This window comes from Chelativorans intermedius, assembly GCF_025398255.1.
Lineage (GTDB): Bacteria > Pseudomonadota > Alphaproteobacteria > Rhizobiales > Rhizobiaceae > Chelativorans > Chelativorans intermedius.
This window is the reverse complement of the sequence record NZ_JAODNW010000018.1, coordinates 37415-53960: the sequence shown is the minus strand read 5'-3', so window position 1 is coordinate 53960 and position 16546 is coordinate 37415. Positions and strand designations below refer to the sequence as shown.

Annotated in this window: 13 protein-coding genes; 7 read left to right on the top strand and 6 right to left on the bottom strand. The window is 64.3% G+C overall.

The genetic code is table 11. The annotated features are described in order from the left end of the window. Positions 1 to 7: 7 nt before the first annotated feature. From NYR58_RS13530 to NYR58_RS13520, 3 genes are all read right to left on the bottom strand, one after another. Positions 8 to 937 carry a glycosyltransferase family 8 protein gene (locus tag NYR58_RS13530; RefSeq protein ID WP_261521403.1) on the bottom strand — a complete coding sequence of 310 codons (930 nt, stop codon included), beginning with the start codon at positions 935 to 937 and terminating at the stop codon, positions 8 to 10. Continuing rightward, positions 934 to 1911 (bottom strand): glycosyltransferase family 2 protein, encoded by a 978-nt coding sequence (locus NYR58_RS13525; protein ID WP_261521401.1) that lies wholly within the window; start codon positions 1909 to 1911, stop codon positions 934 to 936. Before NYR58_RS13525 ends, NYR58_RS13530 begins: the two co-directional genes overlap by 4 nt. A gap of 127 nt (positions 1912 to 2038) precedes the next feature. Continuing rightward, complete coding sequence (locus tag NYR58_RS13520) at positions 2039 to 3217, bottom strand: glycosyltransferase family 4 protein (RefSeq protein WP_261521400.1); 1179 nt, start codon at positions 3215 to 3217, stop codon at positions 2039 to 2041. A 333-nt stretch (positions 3218 to 3550) separates the two neighbouring features. Here NYR58_RS13520 and NYR58_RS13515 point away from each other — a divergent pair, with 333 nt between their 5' ends. Beyond that, positions 3551 to 4678, top strand: a complete 1128-nt coding sequence (locus NYR58_RS13515; RefSeq protein ID WP_261521498.1) for a glycosyltransferase family 4 protein — start codon at positions 3551 to 3553, stop codon at positions 4676 to 4678. Here the strand turns inward: NYR58_RS13515 and NYR58_RS13510 are convergent. Beyond that, positions 4668 to 5882 (bottom strand): glycosyltransferase, encoded by a 1215-nt coding sequence (locus NYR58_RS13510; protein WP_261521399.1) that lies wholly within the window; start codon positions 5880 to 5882, stop codon positions 4668 to 4670. The genes NYR58_RS13515 and NYR58_RS13510 overlap by 11 nt on opposite strands. A 278-nt stretch (positions 5883 to 6160) precedes the next feature. Between NYR58_RS13510 and NYR58_RS13505 the strand changes: the two genes are divergently transcribed. From NYR58_RS13505 to NYR58_RS13495, 3 genes are all read left to right on the top strand, one after another. After that, entirely contained in the window at positions 6161 to 7036 is an 876-nt protein-coding gene (locus NYR58_RS13505) for a glycosyltransferase family 2 protein (RefSeq protein ID WP_261521398.1), read from the top strand. 122 nt (positions 7037 to 7158) lie between these two features. Then, entirely contained in the window at positions 7159 to 8418 is a 1260-nt protein-coding gene (locus NYR58_RS13500; protein ID WP_261521397.1) for a polysaccharide biosynthesis/export family protein, read from the top strand. Positions 8419 to 8546: 128 nt separating this feature from the next. Beyond that, the gene (locus tag NYR58_RS13495) at positions 8547 to 8786 is read left to right on the top strand and encodes a hypothetical protein (RefSeq protein ID WP_261521396.1); all 240 of its coding nucleotides are present in this window, start codon (positions 8547 to 8549) and stop codon (positions 8784 to 8786) included. 16 nt (positions 8787 to 8802) lie between these two features. Here NYR58_RS13495 and NYR58_RS13490 read toward each other — a convergent pair whose 3' ends face one another. Continuing rightward, positions 8803 to 9645, bottom strand: a complete 843-nt coding sequence (locus tag NYR58_RS13490; protein ID WP_315903338.1) for a sugar transferase — start codon at positions 9643 to 9645, stop codon at positions 8803 to 8805. A 199-nt stretch (positions 9646 to 9844) separates the two neighbouring features. Continuing rightward, positions 9845 to 11701 carry a nucleotide-binding protein gene (locus NYR58_RS13485; RefSeq protein ID WP_261521394.1) on the bottom strand — a complete coding sequence of 619 codons (1857 nt, stop codon included), beginning with the start codon at positions 11699 to 11701 and terminating at the stop codon, positions 9845 to 9847. A 400-nt stretch (positions 11702 to 12101) separates the two neighbouring features. On the opposite strand from NYR58_RS13485, the gene NYR58_RS13480 reads away from it, so the two are divergent. The 3 genes from NYR58_RS13480 to NYR58_RS13470 all read left to right on the top strand — a co-directional run bounded on the left by NYR58_RS13480 (position 12102) and on the right by NYR58_RS13470 (position 16508). Beyond that, positions 12102 to 13472 (top strand): glutamate-1-semialdehyde 2,1-aminomutase, encoded by a 1371-nt coding sequence (locus NYR58_RS13480; RefSeq protein ID WP_261521393.1) that lies wholly within the window; start codon positions 12102 to 12104, stop codon positions 13470 to 13472. Positions 13473 to 14066: 594 nt separating this feature from the next. After that, complete coding sequence (locus NYR58_RS13475; RefSeq protein ID WP_261521392.1) at positions 14067 to 15137, top strand: NAD-dependent epimerase/dehydratase family protein; 1071 nt, start codon at positions 14067 to 14069, stop codon at positions 15135 to 15137. Positions 15138 to 15152: 15 nt separating this feature from the next. Then, entirely contained in the window at positions 15153 to 16508 is a 1356-nt protein-coding gene (locus NYR58_RS13470) for a DUF4910 domain-containing protein (protein WP_261521391.1), read from the top strand. Positions 16509 to 16546: the final 38 nt, after the last annotated feature.

Sequence of the window (16546 nt, the reverse complement as noted above, 5' to 3'; positions counted from 1 at the left end):
GGCCCGATCAGACCTGCAGATGCTGGCTGATGAGGTGCGAGATGCGCTGTCGCGCACGGCGCCGGCGAAACCCGTTGGCAAGATATGCCAGGATGAAAATCCGCGGAGGCATCTCCACGGAAAGTTCGGGGACCACCGTCGCTATGCGGCGAAGCAGCGAATGTTCCAGACCATCGGCGCGGTGCGGCTTTACGGGAAGAAACTTCTCAGGGCCCGTATAGTGGCGGATCAACGCGCGCTGCCAGTGGCAAGTCTGGAACGCGGATTTCTGCACGTTGAACCCGATGGGAAGCGTCTCCCAATCTCCTCCGGCGGCCAGGTTGAGCGCGCACTGATCGAGATCCTGGCAGGGACCGTCCCAATAGGGGCAGAACGCCTTGTGGTTCTCCACCGCCGCATGATAGCGCGCGGCCATGGAGCGGTCCCGCCAGCGCGACACATCGATCGACAGGAAGCCCGAATTGAAGTAGCGCCTTGGCAGGCCATGTGTCTCGCAATTGCGAAAAAAGGCCGGATTGTCCAGCCCGGTGGAAACCGAAAGGTCCGGCACGGCGGCGAGGGGAAGGTGGCGCGGCGCGGCCCTGCGCAGGTCGACTGGCCGCATCGTCAGCATGTCGTTGTCGAGATAGCACACATGGTCGTAGGCCCCGGCGACCGCTTCGATCGCTTCCACCTTGGCAAAGGCGGTCGCCGTTATGTGCCCCCATCCCGGCCGGCCGTGCTGCCGGCCGGCCGGCAGATAGTGCGTGGCAAGGCGATGCCCCATCCCTTGCACCCACCGCAGAAGGCTGGAGGGGGGCAGGGCGCGGAAACCGGCCTGCACGACGTGGATATCCAGGCTGCGCTCATGATGCATCGCCAGCGCGGCAATACTGGCATAGGTCAGGTCGTCGCGATTGCCATCCGTCAGATAGACAATGCCCAGTCCGGCGCTCATGCACCTCCCCCCAGACGGCTGGCCACCACCGACGATACACGCCTGAAGGCTCCCTTTGTCCGGTACAGATGTCCGATCGGGGGGATGAGCATCGACAGCGGATTGAGCGCGAAGGCATAGTGCAGAAGCGCCCTGCCCTGGCCGGCATGGCCGCGCACGAAGTGCGAGGCGGCGGACCAGTATGCAGCCTCGCCAATACGGCGCTTCGACAGGGCGTGCAGCCGTGCACTGCCCGGAAGGGAGGCGCCCTCCCGTGCAAAGAAACTCTCGAACGCCCTTTCCCTTTCCTGCAGATCGAATTTCCTGTCCTGCCACATGCCCTCCGACAGGTTGTCCGCATGAAGGCGCTTGATGACGAGCGGCGACTCGATCTCCACCACCGCACCCTCACATGCCAGGCGCAACGCCAGCTCCACATCGTCGAGATGGGTGAGCGAGGCCCGATAATGCCCCACCTCCTTCTGCACGCGGGTGCGCGCGAGGATTGCGTAGGCAGCCAGATCCTGCGCATAGGTCCGGCAGCATCTCTCGATGAAGCGATGGCCGCTGGTGAGCCGCCAGCCGGAGGGATGGCGCTGCTTGCCCGGCTCCTGATCCCCAATGATCGGGCGCCCTTCCGCGCCCAGCAGGAAGGCAGCCTGTGGACAAACCTCCAGGATGTCGATGGCGCGGCTCAGCACCCCGTCCGCCAGGAGGTCGTCAGCGCACAGGATCATGAAGTAATCGGCGCCCGCCAGATCGATGCCTTCGTTGAACGAGGCATGGGGACCGAGGTTGACCGCATGGCGCACGAGGGCGATGCGGCTGTCCATTCGCATCAGGCGCTGCGCCACCTCCACGCTGTCGTCCGTCGAGGCATTGTCGATGATGATGATCCTGAGATCCCGCACGTTCTGGGAAAGGACACTCTCCACGCTGCGGGGAAGAAAGCGCCCGTAGTTGTAACAGGGGATGACGATATCGACGCTTGCCATCAGCCGGCTCCGCGCACACTCGCCGGCCGGTTCCGCACGCGCAGCCCGGTGGCCCGCATGATCCTGCGGTCGCACTTGGGCGGCGCCTGCGTGCCTGGGTGCTGCGTGCAGGCATGTCTTGGTCCGCTCATATGCCATCCACTTCCGCCATGAGTTTCAGATAGATTTCGGCGATGGTGCGCCAGGAATAGTCCCGTGACTTGCGCCGACCCGCCTCGGAAAGCTGTGCGCGCAGGGACGGTTTCCTTTCGATGTCGCTGATCGCGCTTGCCCAGCCGTCCAGATCGTCGGGATCCGCATAAAGGGCTGCTTCACCACAGACCTCCGGCAGGCAGGGCGCGGTGGAGGCCACCACCGGACATCCTGCCCGCATCGCCTCTACCGCGGGCAGGCCAAACCCTTCGATCCTCGAAGGGAAGAGGAAGCAAAGCGCGCCCCTCAGGGCCTTCTTGAGGTCGTGATCGCTGATGCGCCCGAGAAGGCGCAGGTTCTCCGGCAACGGCGCGACGAGCCTGGAAAGCGCCTGTCTGTCGACGTCGCCCGCCATCCACATCTCAAGCCCCATGGCCTGAAGCAGAGGGCAGAGACGAAGAAGGATCTCCACGTTCTTGTATCTTTGCGTCTGACCCAGGCAGAGCACGTAGCCGCGCCGCGCGGGAACCTGCAGGTTCGAATGCCAGGCATTCCAGCGCTCCACATGGTCGCTGCCATTATAGGTGACCGTTATCCTGTCTTCCGCGGCGATGCGATGGCCGGCCAGATGCTGCCGGGACAACTGCGAAACCGTGGTTATCCGGGCCGCCCGCCTGCCAAGCAGCGGAAGAATGATGCGATGCGCCAGACGAAAACCGAACCCGTAGCTCTCGGGCATGAGGCGCGTGTGCAGATCGTGGATACAGACGATCTGGCGCTTCACGAGCACCGGCGCGAGATTGCAGAAGCTCAGCAATCCGCCCTGCACGTGCCGCGGAAGCTGTACCTGAACCCAGAATTGCGGCAATCTGGGCCGCGAAAATTCCGGCACGATGCGGACCGCAATCGCTTCCAGGGGCAATGCTGAAGCTCTCGGCGCGACGAGTTCAACCTTCAGCCCGCGCGCAAGGGGATGGTCCTGCGCAATCAGACGATCGAGCGCCAGCGTCACCTCCCGCGCATAGCGGGCGACACCATTGGGAGCAAGCGCAACGAAATCGCCATTGACGGACCAGAAGCGCCGTGCCGGTCCATCCGCTGCCTGGCGCCGGACCGCCGGTCGCGCTGGTTCCAGCCGTTCGATATCGGAGTTGCCGTCCTGCCGCCCGTCCACGGTCTTGACCCTTCCCGCAACGGCGCACGTTCGCAGGCGCGCGCCACGATCCCAAACATATCATCGAGACAGGGGGCGGGACCTCCGCTCTTCGGCGTATCTCCCCCTCGCACCTCAGCCATTTGCCTGTTTCACGGGCCATCGGGAGCGAGGAAAGCCGGTCTTTGCAGGCGCCACTGCCCGAAAGGGGAAGCCTGATGCCGCCGTGCTCTCCGAGCGGGCGAATGCTTGCCCTTTTGTCGAAGAGAAGCATCGCGCCTTCCTCCCAATCGCCAGGACAACCTGGCTGCTCCCCACGCTAGAATGCACGCTTGAGCCTGAGGAGCGGTGATGGTGCGACGATGCTGGGCGATCAATGGCCGCTTCCTGGCGCAGCCCCTCACCGGCGTGCAGCGATACGCCTTCGAGATCGTGCGCCAGCTCGACGAACTCGTGGCTGCAGGCAGTGGGCTGACAACCGACCTCGATCTCGAGCTCGTGCTTCCTCCCGACGCGCAGGCGCCGCGCCTTGTGGCCATTCGCACGCGAAGGGTCGGCCCCCTGAGCGGCCATGCCTGGGAACAGACGGTTCTGCCGCTATGCCTTCGTGGCGGTCTTCTCAGCCTGTGCAACACCGGCCCCCTCGCCATCGGGAAACAGATCCTGTGCATCCATGACGTCAACACCCTCAGCCATCCGCAGAGCTACTCCCTTCCCTTCCGTCTCGTGTACCGCGCGCTGCTGCCAGCGCTCGGCGGACGCGCCGCCCGGCTTGCCACCGTCTCGCGCTATTCTGCCGGGGAGCTTGTCCGCTGGCGGATCGCCGCGGCAGACAAGATCACGGTGATCCCCAACGGGCACGAACACGCGGCCCGCTGGCAACCTCGCCATTCTGCCACGACGCTTGCTGCTTCTGGCCGCAACACGATTGTCGTGGTCGGCAGCAAAGCCCCGCACAAGAACATGCAGCTCATTGTCGCAATGGCAGACCGCCTGGCGGAGGCCGGGCTGCGCGTTGCCCTGGTCGGCTCCACCGATGCGCGGGTGTTCAGGCCGCCCGGCGCGCAGGAAGCCGGCAACATCCTTCCCCTCGGCCGGCTTTGCGACGAGGAGATGGCGGCGCTGCTGCAGGACTGTCTCTGCCTCGCCTTCCCCTCCCTTGTGGAAGGCTTCGGCCTTCCACCCCTCGAAGCGATGGCTACAGGCTGTCCGGTGGTTGCATCGCCGCGGGCGAGCCTGCCGGAGATCTGCGGCGATGCGGCCCTTTATGCCTCGCCACACGATCCGCAGGCCTGGCTTGCCTGTTTCGACAGGCTGCGCCTGGAACCCGGCCTGCGCGAAACGTTGATCGCCCGGGGAAAACGGCAAGCCGCAACCTTCTGCTGGCTGGCCTCTGCCCGGCGCTATCTCCACATCATGGCGCTGCTCGACGCTCTTCCTGCCGGCGAAGGTCGCGATATCGCACCTCAAATCACCGCATGAGATGGAGGTCCTGCACGGCTCCCACGGCCGCCAGAAACTCGCGGTCGAAGCGATCCTGCGAGAACCGCGCGGCATTGGCACGACAGGCCTGCGGCGTGATCGCCTCCCGGTTGGCCTCGAACAGGTTCACGGCCTGCACGACCGCCTCCACCGTCTGACGGGAAAAAAGAATCCCCGTTGGCTGTCCGACAGTCGAAAACGGCCTCACGATATCCCGCGCCCCTCCCCGCTCGAAGGCCAGGAGCGGCGTGCCGCAGGCCTGTGCCTCCGCAAGGGCGATCCCGAAGTCCTCGCACCCGGCGAACACCATGGCTCTGGCGCCGGCCACCGTCTTCACATATTCGCCGCGGTCGAGATAGCCGGTGAAGGTCACGTTGCGACCGGCCATTGCGCGCAGTCTCCGTGACTGCTGGCCCTCCCCCACCACCACCAGTCGCCGCGAGGGCATCGCATTGAACGCCTCGATCACCAGATCGGTACGCTTGTAGGGCGCAAGAAAGGACGCGGTTACGAAATAGTCTTCCTTGTCTTCCCGGTATTCGAGCTCCCCGATGGCGACCGGGGGAAAGACCACCCGCGCATCCCGGCCGTAGATGCGCCGGATTCGGGCGCGCACATAGCTGGAATTGGCAAGCATGAGATCGGGGCCGTGCGCGGTGCGTGCATCCCACACCCTCAACCGGTGAAGCAGGTAGCGAAACAGGAAGCCCTTTGGCCCGAAACCCAGCCCCGCCTGCTCCAGATAGGAAAACTGCTCGTCCCACGCATAGCGAACAGGGCTGTGCACATAGCACAGATGCGGTTGATCCGGCCGGGTCAGAACGCCACGCGCAAAGGCGGCCGAGGAGGATATGACCAGGTCATGGCCCGTGACGTCGAACTGCTCGATCAGAAACGGACAGAGAAAGAAAAGGGAGCGGTAGTATCTGCGCACCAACGGCAGACGGTTGGCCGCGGAGGTGTGGAAGGCCAAATGCTTGAAATGGGCTTCCTTGACCTCGGCCGGCAGGAAGTCAAACAGCGTGAAGATCTCGGCATTGGGAAACAGCGCGCATATCCGGGCAATCACGCGCTCGCCACCACGAAAATCGGGACACCAGTCGTGAACGACGGCAACGCGTGCCTGGCGGTCGACCGAAGGGGCCGGGTCTGCCCGACCGGGCAGTTGCGTCGCGGCCAACCCGGCCTTCACCGTCTGATGCATCTCGAACCCCGCGGCTTCCCGGTTCCGCAGCACTTCCCCGAGCCGGGGCCGATCCTGCCTTCCGGTACATTTGCTTCGCAAGCCCGCCTTTGGACGATGCAGCCGGGGCAGACCGCCCTGTTCCTGCTCCGAAAGCCGGTACGGCTAAGCCAAACGAACGCTTCCGACCTCACCACCAAGCCTTATGCGCAAGCTGCCGCGAAGCCCGCGACGGCCTAGCATTGATCCGGCCCGCCGCGACACGCGGGCGGGCAAACATTGCCGTCTGGGAGTCAACGATGAGGCTGGTTGTCGTCATTCCAACCCTGGGCCGTCAGGAACAGGTCTCGCGGCTCCTGATCCATCTTGCCCGCCAGCACCGGCTGCCCGACGCGGCCGTCATATCCGCATCGAATGCTGACGATGTGCCCGCCCAGCCCTTCGCAGCCGCCTTCCCCGTGTCCGTCGTTCTCGGACCACGAGGCCTGAGTGCGCAGCGCAACAGGGCACTTGAGAGAACGCTCGGCCGCTTCGATGTCATTACCTTCTTCGACGACGACTTCATTCCGGCCGACGACTATCTGGCGCGCATCTGCGCGGCCTTTGCGGAACATCCCGATTGGGCGGTGGTGATGGGGAATGTCGTCCGCGACGGCGCCTCCACCGCTGGCCTCGACTGGCAAGAGGGCCTCGATGCCCTCGGCGAACCCCCGCCAAACCCGGAGTCCCCGCCGGAAATCGTCCATCATCTCGGCGCTTATGGATGCAACATGTCGATCCGGGCCCGGCTGGTAGGCGACCTGCGTTTCGACGAACGGCTCGCCCTCTATGGCTGGCAGGAAGACGTGGACTTCACCAGCCGGCTCAGACGACGCGGCGCGGTCGTCGCCGTCAGCAACATTCGCGGTGTCCATCTCGGCACCAAGAGCGGAAGGGTCAGCGGCGAGCGCTTCGGCTATTCCCAGGTTGCCAATCCCATCTATCTCATCCGCAAAGGCAGTGTCCCGGCCGGCTTCGCCCTGCGGCTGATCGGCCGCAACGTGGCCGCCAATCTTTTAGGCAGCATCCGGCCGGAGCCCCACATCGACCGGCGTGGTCGCCTGCGCGGCAATATTCGCGCGCTCGCCCATGTCCTTACGGGGCGCATCGAGCCCGAATACATCATGAACATCTGAACAGGTAGAACCGCGCCATGCCCAGACCCCAGCACCCCTGCAATCCGAATGAGGGAGACGGACAGACGGAAAGCCGCCGTGCCATCGGGGCCGGAAGGCCGGGCCCGTTCCTGCGGAGGGTCATGCTTTCCTGCTTGTGCCTGATCCTGCCATCGCCTGCCGATGCCGATGAATATCTGCTCGGCCCCCAGGACCGGGTTCGTGTCAAGGTCTACGAATGGCGTGCCTCGCGCGACGTGATCTTCGAATGGAGCGCCCTCAACGATGTTTTCACCGTCGGCGCCGAAGGCAGGCTCGCCCTGCCCTTTGCAGGGGAAGTGGACGCTGCCGGGCGCACGGCCGAGCAGGTGTCTGCGGCCATTGCAGAAAGCCTCATGCGCAACATGGGACTGGGGCGCCAGCCGGATGCCTCCGTCGAAGTGGTGGACTTCCGGCCGGTCTACATTCTGGGCGACGTTGCCGAGCCAGGTGCTTTTCCATACAGGCCCGGGCTGACGGTTCTGCAGGCGCTCAGCATCGCAGGCGGCCTGCGCGTGTGGGAACAGGACCTTGCCCGCTTCCGCCGCGAGATCATTCAGGGGCGCGGTGACCTCATCGCCCTTGCGCTGGAAAAGATCAGCCTCCTGGCCCGAAAGGCAAGGCTTGAGGCGGAGCTTGCCGGGCAAGACGAGATCACCTTTCCAGATGAGCTGAGCAGCCAGGCAGACAGCAGCCTCGCCATCCGGGTGAAGCAACAGGAAGAGCTGATTTTCGATGCACGTCGGCAGGCCATCAGCACCCAGGTGCGGGCGCTGGAGGACCTGCGCAGGTTTCTCAAACAAGAGCTTGCCTCCCTCACCACTCAGCTCGGCTTCCTCGACAAGCAGATCGAGTTGATCAGGAAGGAACTCGGCAACGTGTCCTCGCTTGTCGCCAAGGGCCTGGCGCCGGCGCCCAGAGAGATGTCGCTGGAACGCACGCTGGCGCAGATCCAGAGCGAAAGGCTGTCTGCCGAAACGGGCCTGTTGCGCACGCAGCAGGAAATCAGCCGGACCGACGTCACAATCCTGGAGCTGCGCAACCAGCGCGCCAACGACGTTGCGTTTGCCCTGCGCGAGACCCAGGCACAGCTCGACGCCCTCGCGCGAAGGACCGACACCGCCATGCGCCTGCTGCGCGATTCCGAGGCCACCGCACCCCATCTGGCGGCAAGCCTTGCCGGCATCGACGCATCCCAGGCGCGCTACACGATCCTCCGTCCGGGCGAGAACGGCCCCGATACGCTACCGGCGCAGGAAGCAACCCCGATCAAGCCGGGAGATACGATCAAGGTGGAGATCCCCATCCCCTCCGGCATCGAAATGCCGACCGGTCCGGCGCAGGCCGCCGGCATCGACTTCTGAACATCTTCGGCCGGCATGGACAAAAAGGCCGCAGGCCGGCATCTCGTCCGCTTCACAAATCCATACGACTCTGCTTTCCTGACGCCAATGCTGTTCCTCAAGGACAGGACGCGCAGAGGGAGCTTTCGGTGGCGTGGAGCCTTGTTTCCGTAGGCATGGTGGGCCTGCTGATCGGGCTTCGCTATCGGGTGTCTGCGCTGATTGCGGCGACACTCCTGACCGTCATTGCAGGTTTCGGCGCCATGTGGTTTCTGGAACTGCCGGGCCAGCGCAGGCTGATGTGGACGCTCTTTCTGGTGATTGCCCTGCAGGGCGGCTACATGCTGGGGCTCGTGTTGACCATGCTGTGGCACGCAAACTCAAGATGAAGGCGTCATCCCGCCGTCAGGAAGCCTGTTCAAACCGCATGACGGCGACAACCGTCCAGGCCAGAATTGCGATATCGCCCCACAGCGACCAGTTGCGGACGTATTGGGCATCAAGCACCACGCGGCGCGCATAGCCGGTCGAGCTCCTGCCGCTGATCTGCCACAGCCCTGTCAGCCCCGGGCGCGCACGCAGATAATCGCTGGAAAAGGCCCCATATTGCTGGAGCTCGTCCGCCATGATGGGACGCGGACCGACACAGCTCATCTCCCCGCGCAAGATATTGAAGAGCTGCGGGAGCTCATCAACGCTCGACTTGCGCAGCATGCGGCCAAGAAAGGTGACGCGCGGATCGTGCAGCAGCTTCCGGTCTGTACGCCATTCTTGCTCGGCTTGCGGATTGTTGGCCAGATGATCCCGCAGCACATCCTCCGCATTCGCCACCATCGTGCGAAACTTGTAGCAATCGAACGGCCGGCCGTTGAAGCCCATGCGCCGATGAGCGAACAGAACGGGTCCGCCGGCGGTGACCTTGACCAAAAGGGCGACAACCAGCATCAGCGGGGCGGAGACGATGAGCGCCGGAACGGCCACCACCAGATCCAGAATCCGCTTTGCTCTGCCCCCAAGCGGTACCGGTTCGAGCCTGCGGCTGTGCGTGCCGGCCAGGGCCGCATTCTCCTGTCCGCTCCCCTGGCCTGCCGGCTGGGCCGGCGATTGGGCGAGCATGGGCGTGGCAGGATCCGAAGGACAGGACCCATTTGCCTTTGCAGGATTCACGATACCGTACCCCGTCCCCGCCAGAAGGCTGCGGGAAACAAGATTGATATTGCGGGCATTCACTCCCATCGCGGCCGCCAATGTTTGCAGGTTTCCAATGGGAATGTTTCAACCGGAAGCCCTCGGCGGCAAGGACGGCAAAGGAGGTAGGAGAGCAGCTCGGGACAGGCAGCCCTACGCCTAAGAGGCTAGAGATCGCGGCACCCGTTGCGCAAGATTGCCCCGTTTCCCGGCAAGCCTCGAACCCGGCGGAACGCCGAGGCGCATTCCGGCTGTTGGCTCAGCGCGGCAGGTCGGCCGAATCCCGCCGTTGGCGGCGGATGGAGGGCAAACGGACCCGCGTCATCAACACACCGATCAGCGGGGCCTTGACGGCCCGCAATGTGCGCGTGAGTTCGACCAGCAGGTCGAGCGGCGTGCTGCGCCATTCGGCGACGATCACCACCCCGTCGAGCAGCGAGGCAATTTCCACAGCGGAGACGCCGGACATGAAGGATGGCAGGTCGACCACCACCATCTCATAGCGCGCCAGCTCCTTCAGCTTCTCCTGCAATCTCTTCGGAGAGAGAAGATTGTGGGCCTTCGCCGCCGTGGCGGGCATGAATTCGTAAAGCCGCCCCTCCATCCGAAGGATTCCGCCGCCGGCCTCATCGTCTTCCGCCTCCGACGTTCCCGTCGAGGTTCGCAGCAGTTCGCGCGTCAAGGCGCAATGGTTCAGATCGACGTCGATGAGCAGCGTGCGCAGGCCCGATTGCGCATAGAGCGCTGCCAGATTGGCGGCCACCGTGCTCTTGCCATCGCCTGGCAGGGCCGACGTGATGCCGATCAACCTCACAGACTGGACGCCATCGGCCACCGCAATGGCGGCGCGCGCGCTCTGAAGATTCGTGGCAAAAGCCGAATGACGGCATCTCGACACCTCGTCAAGACGGCCAAAACCACCCCGGCGAAACCGCACCACCGGCAGTTCGCCGATGCAGTCCGTTCCAAGCTCCTGGCGGATCTGACGCGGCGAGCGGATCGTTCGGTCAAGCAGGTGTCGGCTGAAGGCAAGCCCGATTCCGGCCATGAGGCCCGCGGTGAGACCGAAGGCCAGCATCAGGGACTTGCGCGGGTGGCTGGGCCCAAGCGGACGCGTCGCCGTGGTAATAACCCGCGCATCGGCAATCAGATAGGGCTTCTGATCCACCGAGCTCGTGAATGCGGCAAGCAGGCTCTCATACATCTTGCGATAGGTGTCGGCCGTCACCTCCAACTCCTCGAGTGTGGGTCCGGTCACACCCTCCTGGGCGCCGTCAAGCCGGCTTCCTATCCGATAGTCATGCCGGGCGCGAAACTCCTGGGCGATCTGCACGGCTTCGTTCATCTGGGCGCGCACCTCGTCGATGCGGTCCTGAAGCCATTTGAGCCCCTCGCTGGCGGCCGCCGTTCGCGTCTCCAGTTGCTCGCGCATGAAGGCCTCCGCCGTCGCATTGGCGACACGTGCGGAAAGCGCAGCATCCCGGGATCTGAAGAAAATGTCGATGGCGTAGGAAACGCCCACCCTGTTGACCGCCAGCCCCTCGCCGAACGCGTCGATCGCCCGGCGCCTGATCTCAAAAGCCGGATCATCCGCCGAAGCCACGGCCGACGCTGCAATCGACATGTCCTCGTCCACGCCCCTGGCCAGGGCGTTCAGGAAATCGATGCCCCCAAGATCGAAGGTCTCCACCAGAAGCGCGGCCAGGCGCTGCAGCCGCTTGATCATGGTGGTCTCGCTCAACTCCCTGAAGCCGGGATGCTGGGCAAGGTTGAGTTCATCGATCACCATCATGGCGATCTTCTCGGAGCGCAGCACGGCAAGCTGGGTTTCCACCTGGGAGGTGTCGAGCGAAAGGTTCACCTCCGCCGCCTGCTGCTGCAGGAGCTGAGGAATCTTCGGCTCAATCAGAATCTGTGTGCGTGCCGTGTATATCTTGTCGCCGGTGACGATGAAGAAGGCCGCCACAAGCACCCCCAGCAACGCAAAAAGCACAATCGACAGAAAATTGCTTCTTGTGAAAAGCAATATGTCCGAGAGGCTGATGAACTCCCCGTCGCGGCCGCGTTCGGGGAAAATATCGCTTTCGAGAGCACGAGGGCGACTGCGTTCAAGCATGGCCGCCTCCGCTTCGCTGCAAAATGGCCGAAGGGGCATCCAATGCACAGACTTCGGGCGAGGCGCGCAACCCGGCGCAGGGGGCGGTGCGCGCAGAGACCGCGCCAAGGAAAAGAAGCCTGGACATGACGGAAGCGTTGATCCTCATCCTCCACAACGAGAGGGTTCAGGGTAGCCCCCCACCGCAATGCGGAAAACGCCACCAAAGGGGGTAGGACCCGGCGGGCCGGCTGTCCCGGCCACGAAATCACGCAGGCAGGGGACAAGGCCCTTCCGCAGCCGCACATGCCCTCCCACCAGCCCCTTTCGGCCAAGGGTCCACGCCTTAAGGCCGAGGCGCATTCGGCGTGGTCTGCGCTAGACTGCCAGGACGCGAACAGAGTGCAGGGCGGACGTGACGATGCACCCACCGATCCTCGATTTCCGCGTCTCCGAGGCGCTTCGGGCACGCGCCCACCGGGTCATTCCCGGCGGCTGCCACACCTATGCGAAGGGTGACGATCAATATCCCCTTCTGGCACCTGGCTTTATCGACCACGGCCTCGGCAGTCACGTCTGGGATGTCGACGGCAACGAATTCATCGAATACGGCATGGGCAACCGCGCGGTGGGTCTCGGTCACGCCTATCCCCCGGTCCTGCAGGCGGTCAGGGAAGCCCTCGGTGCCGGTGCGAACTTCACGCGGCCGTCCCGGATCGAGGTTGAATGTGCCGAGACGTTCCTGGACCTCATCCCCTCCGCCGAAATGGTGAAATTCTGCAAGGACGGCTCCGATGCCACCTCGGGCGCGGTGCGTCTGGCACGCGCCTATACCGGCCGGGAGCTCATCGCCATCTGTGCCGACCACCCGTTCTTCTCCACCGATGACTGGTTCATCGCGACAACGCCGATGAATGCCGGCATTCCCGAGGCTGTGCGGGAACGCACCGTTTCCTTTCGCTACAATGACATCGAAAGCGTGCAGGCGCTGTTTGCGCGCCATCGCGGGCAGATCGCAGCCGTGATCCTGGAGCCGGCGCGAACCGAGGAGCCGCGCGAGAACTTCCTGCACAAGGTCCGTAACATCTGCCGGGAGGAAGGTGCGCTCTTCATCCTGGACGAGATGATTACGGGCTTTCGCTGGCACGCCCGCGGCGCCCAGCACCTCTACGGCGTCGAGCCCGACCTGTCGTGCTTCGGAAAGGCGTTCGCCAACGGCTTCTCCGTCTCTGCGCTGGCGGGCAAACGCGAATTCATGCGCCTCGGCGGGCTCGACCACACCGACAGGCCGCGGGTGTTCCTCCTTTCGACCACGCATGGGGCAGAGACACACGCGCTGGCAGCGGCGATGGCTACGATGCGCATATATGGCGGAGAACCCGTCATCGAGCACCTTCACCGGCAGGGCCGCGCGCTCAAGGAGGGGCTGGAGAACGTCATTCGACTTCACCGACTTGAGGCGTTCGTCAAGATTGTCGGCCGGCCATGCTGCCTGATGTATGCCACCCTCGGCCCCGATGGCAGGCCCTCGCAGGCCTTTCGCTCCCTCCTGTTGCAGGAGACGATCCGCCGAGGCGTGCTGATGCCCTCGCTTGTCGTCAGCTACAGCCATGACGACGAAGACATCACCCGCACGATCGGGGCCTTCGAGGCAGCGCTCGTGATCTATGCCCGTGCCCTGGAAGATGGCGTGGAGCGCCACCTCGTCGGTAGGCCGTCACAGATCGTCTATCGCCGCTTCAACCAGCCCCATGGGTCGGCGCGGGCGGCCCCGGCCGACGCCGCATCCTAGACCGGTTCATCGTTTCAATGAAACGCTGATCCGGTCCATCTCTTTGTTTTTGCCGCATTTGTGCGACGCCAGGTGATTCCATCTGGCTGCAAAATGCTGTAGCAGCGCTTCGGGTCCACGCCCCTTCGCGCCACCCGGTCGAAAAATGACCGCCCGTGCAGAGGGGGCTTGACACGGGCGGTCCAGCCGCCAGCGGACCGGGGATTGCGAGGAACCGCCGCAACGGCCAATCACAGTCTAGCATGCGCTGCCCTTTCGGGCTGCAAGCCGAACGGACGAGCCCCCTGATACGAGAGGCACCGGCAGCCCGCCGAAAGGCGGAAGCACGGGCATCCTGCAGATGCCGGAATGTCCGGACATGCGCCTTTCGTGGCCCTGCCGGGCGCTGGGCGAAGCCATGGAGGCGGGATGCCCACCGGAAGCGGTAACCGGCCTTCCAAAAGACTGACCCGGAAACGGCGCACCGCCTACCGATAAGCCGATCGGCTGCATCGCCGCCCATTCTGCCCGCTGCTATGAAGGCTTGCGAGGATTGTTCGGGTCTGTCCCGTTGCGTGCAGTCCTGCCCCTTTCCGCTCGGGAGCTTGCAAGATCATGAAGGTTCTGCTGACGGGCCACCGTGGTTACATCGGTTCGGTTATGATCGGCAAACTGCTCGAGGCCGGCCACGAGGTCTGCGGTTATGACTGCGGCCTCTACCGGCGCTGCGCCTACGCGCCTGGCGGCAAGCCCGTCGCCATCCCCGAGATCTGCAAGGACATCCGCGACGTGACCCCCGGCGAACTCGAAGGATTCGATGCGGTCATCCATCTGGCAGCGCTGTCGAACGATCCCTTGGGCAATCTCGACCCCGAAACAACCTATGAGATCAACCATCACGGAAGCGTTCGCTTTGCCAAAGCCGCCAAGAAGGCCGGAGTCGGGCGCTTTCTCTACGCCTCATCCTGCAGCAACTACGGCCTTTCGGGCGACGACCTTGTCGACGAGACCGGGGCGCTGCAGCCCGTGACGGCCTATGGATGGTCCAAGGTCCGCGCCGAGCGTGATATTGCAGCACTGGCAGACCGCGACTTCTGCCCCACCTACTTCCGGCCCGCCACCGCCTATGGCCTGTCGCCGCTGCTGCGCTTCGACATCGTGCTCAACAATCTGGTCGCCTGGGCGGTGACCGAAGGCAAGATCTTCCTGAAGTCCGACGGCAGCCCCTGGCGGCCCATCGTCCACGTGGAAGATATCTGTCGTGCCTTCATCGCCGGCCTCGCCGCACCGAGGCAGACCGTCCACAACGAAGCGTTCAATGTCGGGCGGACGGAGCACAATTACCGCATCCGCGACATCGCCCGGATCGTTGCCGACACCGTGCCCGACTGCCGGCTGGAATTTGCGGCCGATGCAGGCCCCGACAAGCGCTCCTACCGGGTGAGCTTTGAAAAGATCGCCCGCATTCTGCCCGCGTTCCAGGCGCGATGGGATGCGCGCCGCGGTGCCGAGCAGCTCTACAGGGCCTATCGCAGCGCCGGGCTCGCCAAGGAGGAGTTCGAGGGTCCGCGCTATCAGCGCATCAGCCATATTCGCATGCTTCTCGCCGAAGGCATCCTGCGGCCCGACCTCCGTTTCGCCGCGCCCGAAAATCCCGCCGGCAGGCTGGCTGCGGCGGCGGGCTGACGGCAGACCAGGATCATGAGCCCGCAGGCCGACACCCATCCGCCGTCACCCGACACGGTGGACAGCGAGATCGGCGAGGCGATCCATGCGCTGGCCAGCGAAATCTATCCGATATGCCGCAGCATCACCGGCGCCGGCGTGCGACAGACCCTCGACATCCTCGCCCGTCACATCGATCTGCGCCGCGTCGAAATTCCCACGGGAAACCGGCTGTTCGACTGGACGGTTCCGAAGGAATGGAACATCCGTGAAGCCTGGATCAAGGATGCTTCCGGCCACAGGATCGTCGATTTCGCGGAAAACAACCTGCACGTCGTGAACTACAGCGCGCCAATCCATGCAACGGTGGGCCTGGACGAGCTCAAGCAGCATGTTCACACCCTGCCTCAACAACCCGACCTCATTCCCTACCGAACCTCCTACTACGCGGAGACATGGGGCTTCTGCATGGCGCATCGGCAATTTGAGGCGCTGCCGGATGGGCCTTATGAAGTGCGTGTCGACGCCGAGCTTTCCGACGGGCACCTGACCTATGGAGAGTATCTGCACCGCGGCGAAAGCGAGCGGGAATTCCTCCTGTCGGCGCACATCTGCCATCCTTCGCTCGCAAACGACAACTGCTCCGGCCTGGCGCTGCTGACCCTCCTGGCGCAGGAGCTGTCAAGACGCAGCACGCGGCTCAGCTACCGCTTCATCTTTGCGCCGGGCACCATCGGCGCCCTGGCCTGGCTGCACGGAAACGAGACGGCCGCGGCACGAATCGACCACGGTCTCATCGTTTCATGCGTCGGCGACGGCGGCGGCCCCACCTACAAGCGCAGCCGTCAGGGGGATGCCTTCATCGACCGCGCGATGGCCTGCCTCTTGCGCGACAGCCAACCGCGCGGACGTGTTCTCGACTTCTTTCCCTATGGCTATGACGAGCGCCAATATTGCTCGCCCGGCTTCAATCTGCCCGTTGGCCTTTTCCAGCGCAGCCTCTTCGGAACCTTCCGCGAATACCACACCTCGGCCGACAATCTCTCCTTCATCCGCCCCCGGTATCTTGGAGAGTCCTACCATCTCGTCAGGCAGGCCATCGAGATCGCCGAAGGGAATTGGACACCCCTCAGCCTTTGTCCCATGGGCGAGCCGCAACTGGGCAGGCGCGGCCTCTACGCCGCAACGGGCGGCAGGAAGACCGGCCAGGCGACCATGGCGCTTCTGTGGGTGCTCAATCTGGCCGACGGCCGGCACTCCCTGCTTGCCATGGCCGAGCGCTCGGGACTCCCCTATGCCGAGATCGCCGACGCTGCGCGGCGTCTGCATGACAACGGGCTGCTCGGAACGGTGAGCGACCAGACCGCCGACCGACCTGCACCGGAAGGCTGAGCCTTTCGGCAAATCGGCCAATCGAGGGCGAAGGCAGC

Bases quoted from the DNA above. Each gene is read 5' to 3' on its own strand.
- NYR58_RS13480 (WP_261521393.1), top strand. From the start codon at position 12,102: ATGCACCCACCGATCCTCGATTTCCGCGTCTCCGAGGCGCTTCGGGCA.
- NYR58_RS13510 (WP_261521399.1), bottom strand. From the start codon at position 5,882: ATGCATCAGACGGTGAAGGCCGGGTTGGCCGCGACGCAACTGCCCGGT.
- NYR58_RS13505 (WP_261521398.1), top strand. From the start codon at position 6,161: ATGAGGCTGGTTGTCGTCATTCCAACCCTGGGCCGTCAGGAACAGGTC.
- NYR58_RS13485 (WP_261521394.1), bottom strand. From the start codon at position 11,701: ATGCTTGAACGCAGTCGCCCTCGTGCTCTCGAAAGCGATATTTTCCCC.
- NYR58_RS13475 (WP_261521392.1), top strand. From the start codon at position 14,067: ATGAAGGTTCTGCTGACGGGCCACCGTGGTTACATCGGTTCGGTTATG.
- NYR58_RS13470 (WP_261521391.1), top strand. From the start codon at position 15,153: ATGAGCCCGCAGGCCGACACCCATCCGCCGTCACCCGACACGGTGGAC.
- NYR58_RS13530 (WP_261521403.1), bottom strand. From the start codon at position 937: ATGAGCGCCGGACTGGGCATTGTCTATCTGACGGATGGCAATCGCGAC.
- NYR58_RS13525 (WP_261521401.1), bottom strand. From the start codon at position 1,911: ATGGCAAGCGTCGATATCGTCATCCCCTGTTACAACTACGGGCGCTTT.
- NYR58_RS13500 (WP_261521397.1), top strand. From the start codon at position 7,159: ATGCTTTCCTGCTTGTGCCTGATCCTGCCATCGCCTGCCGATGCCGAT.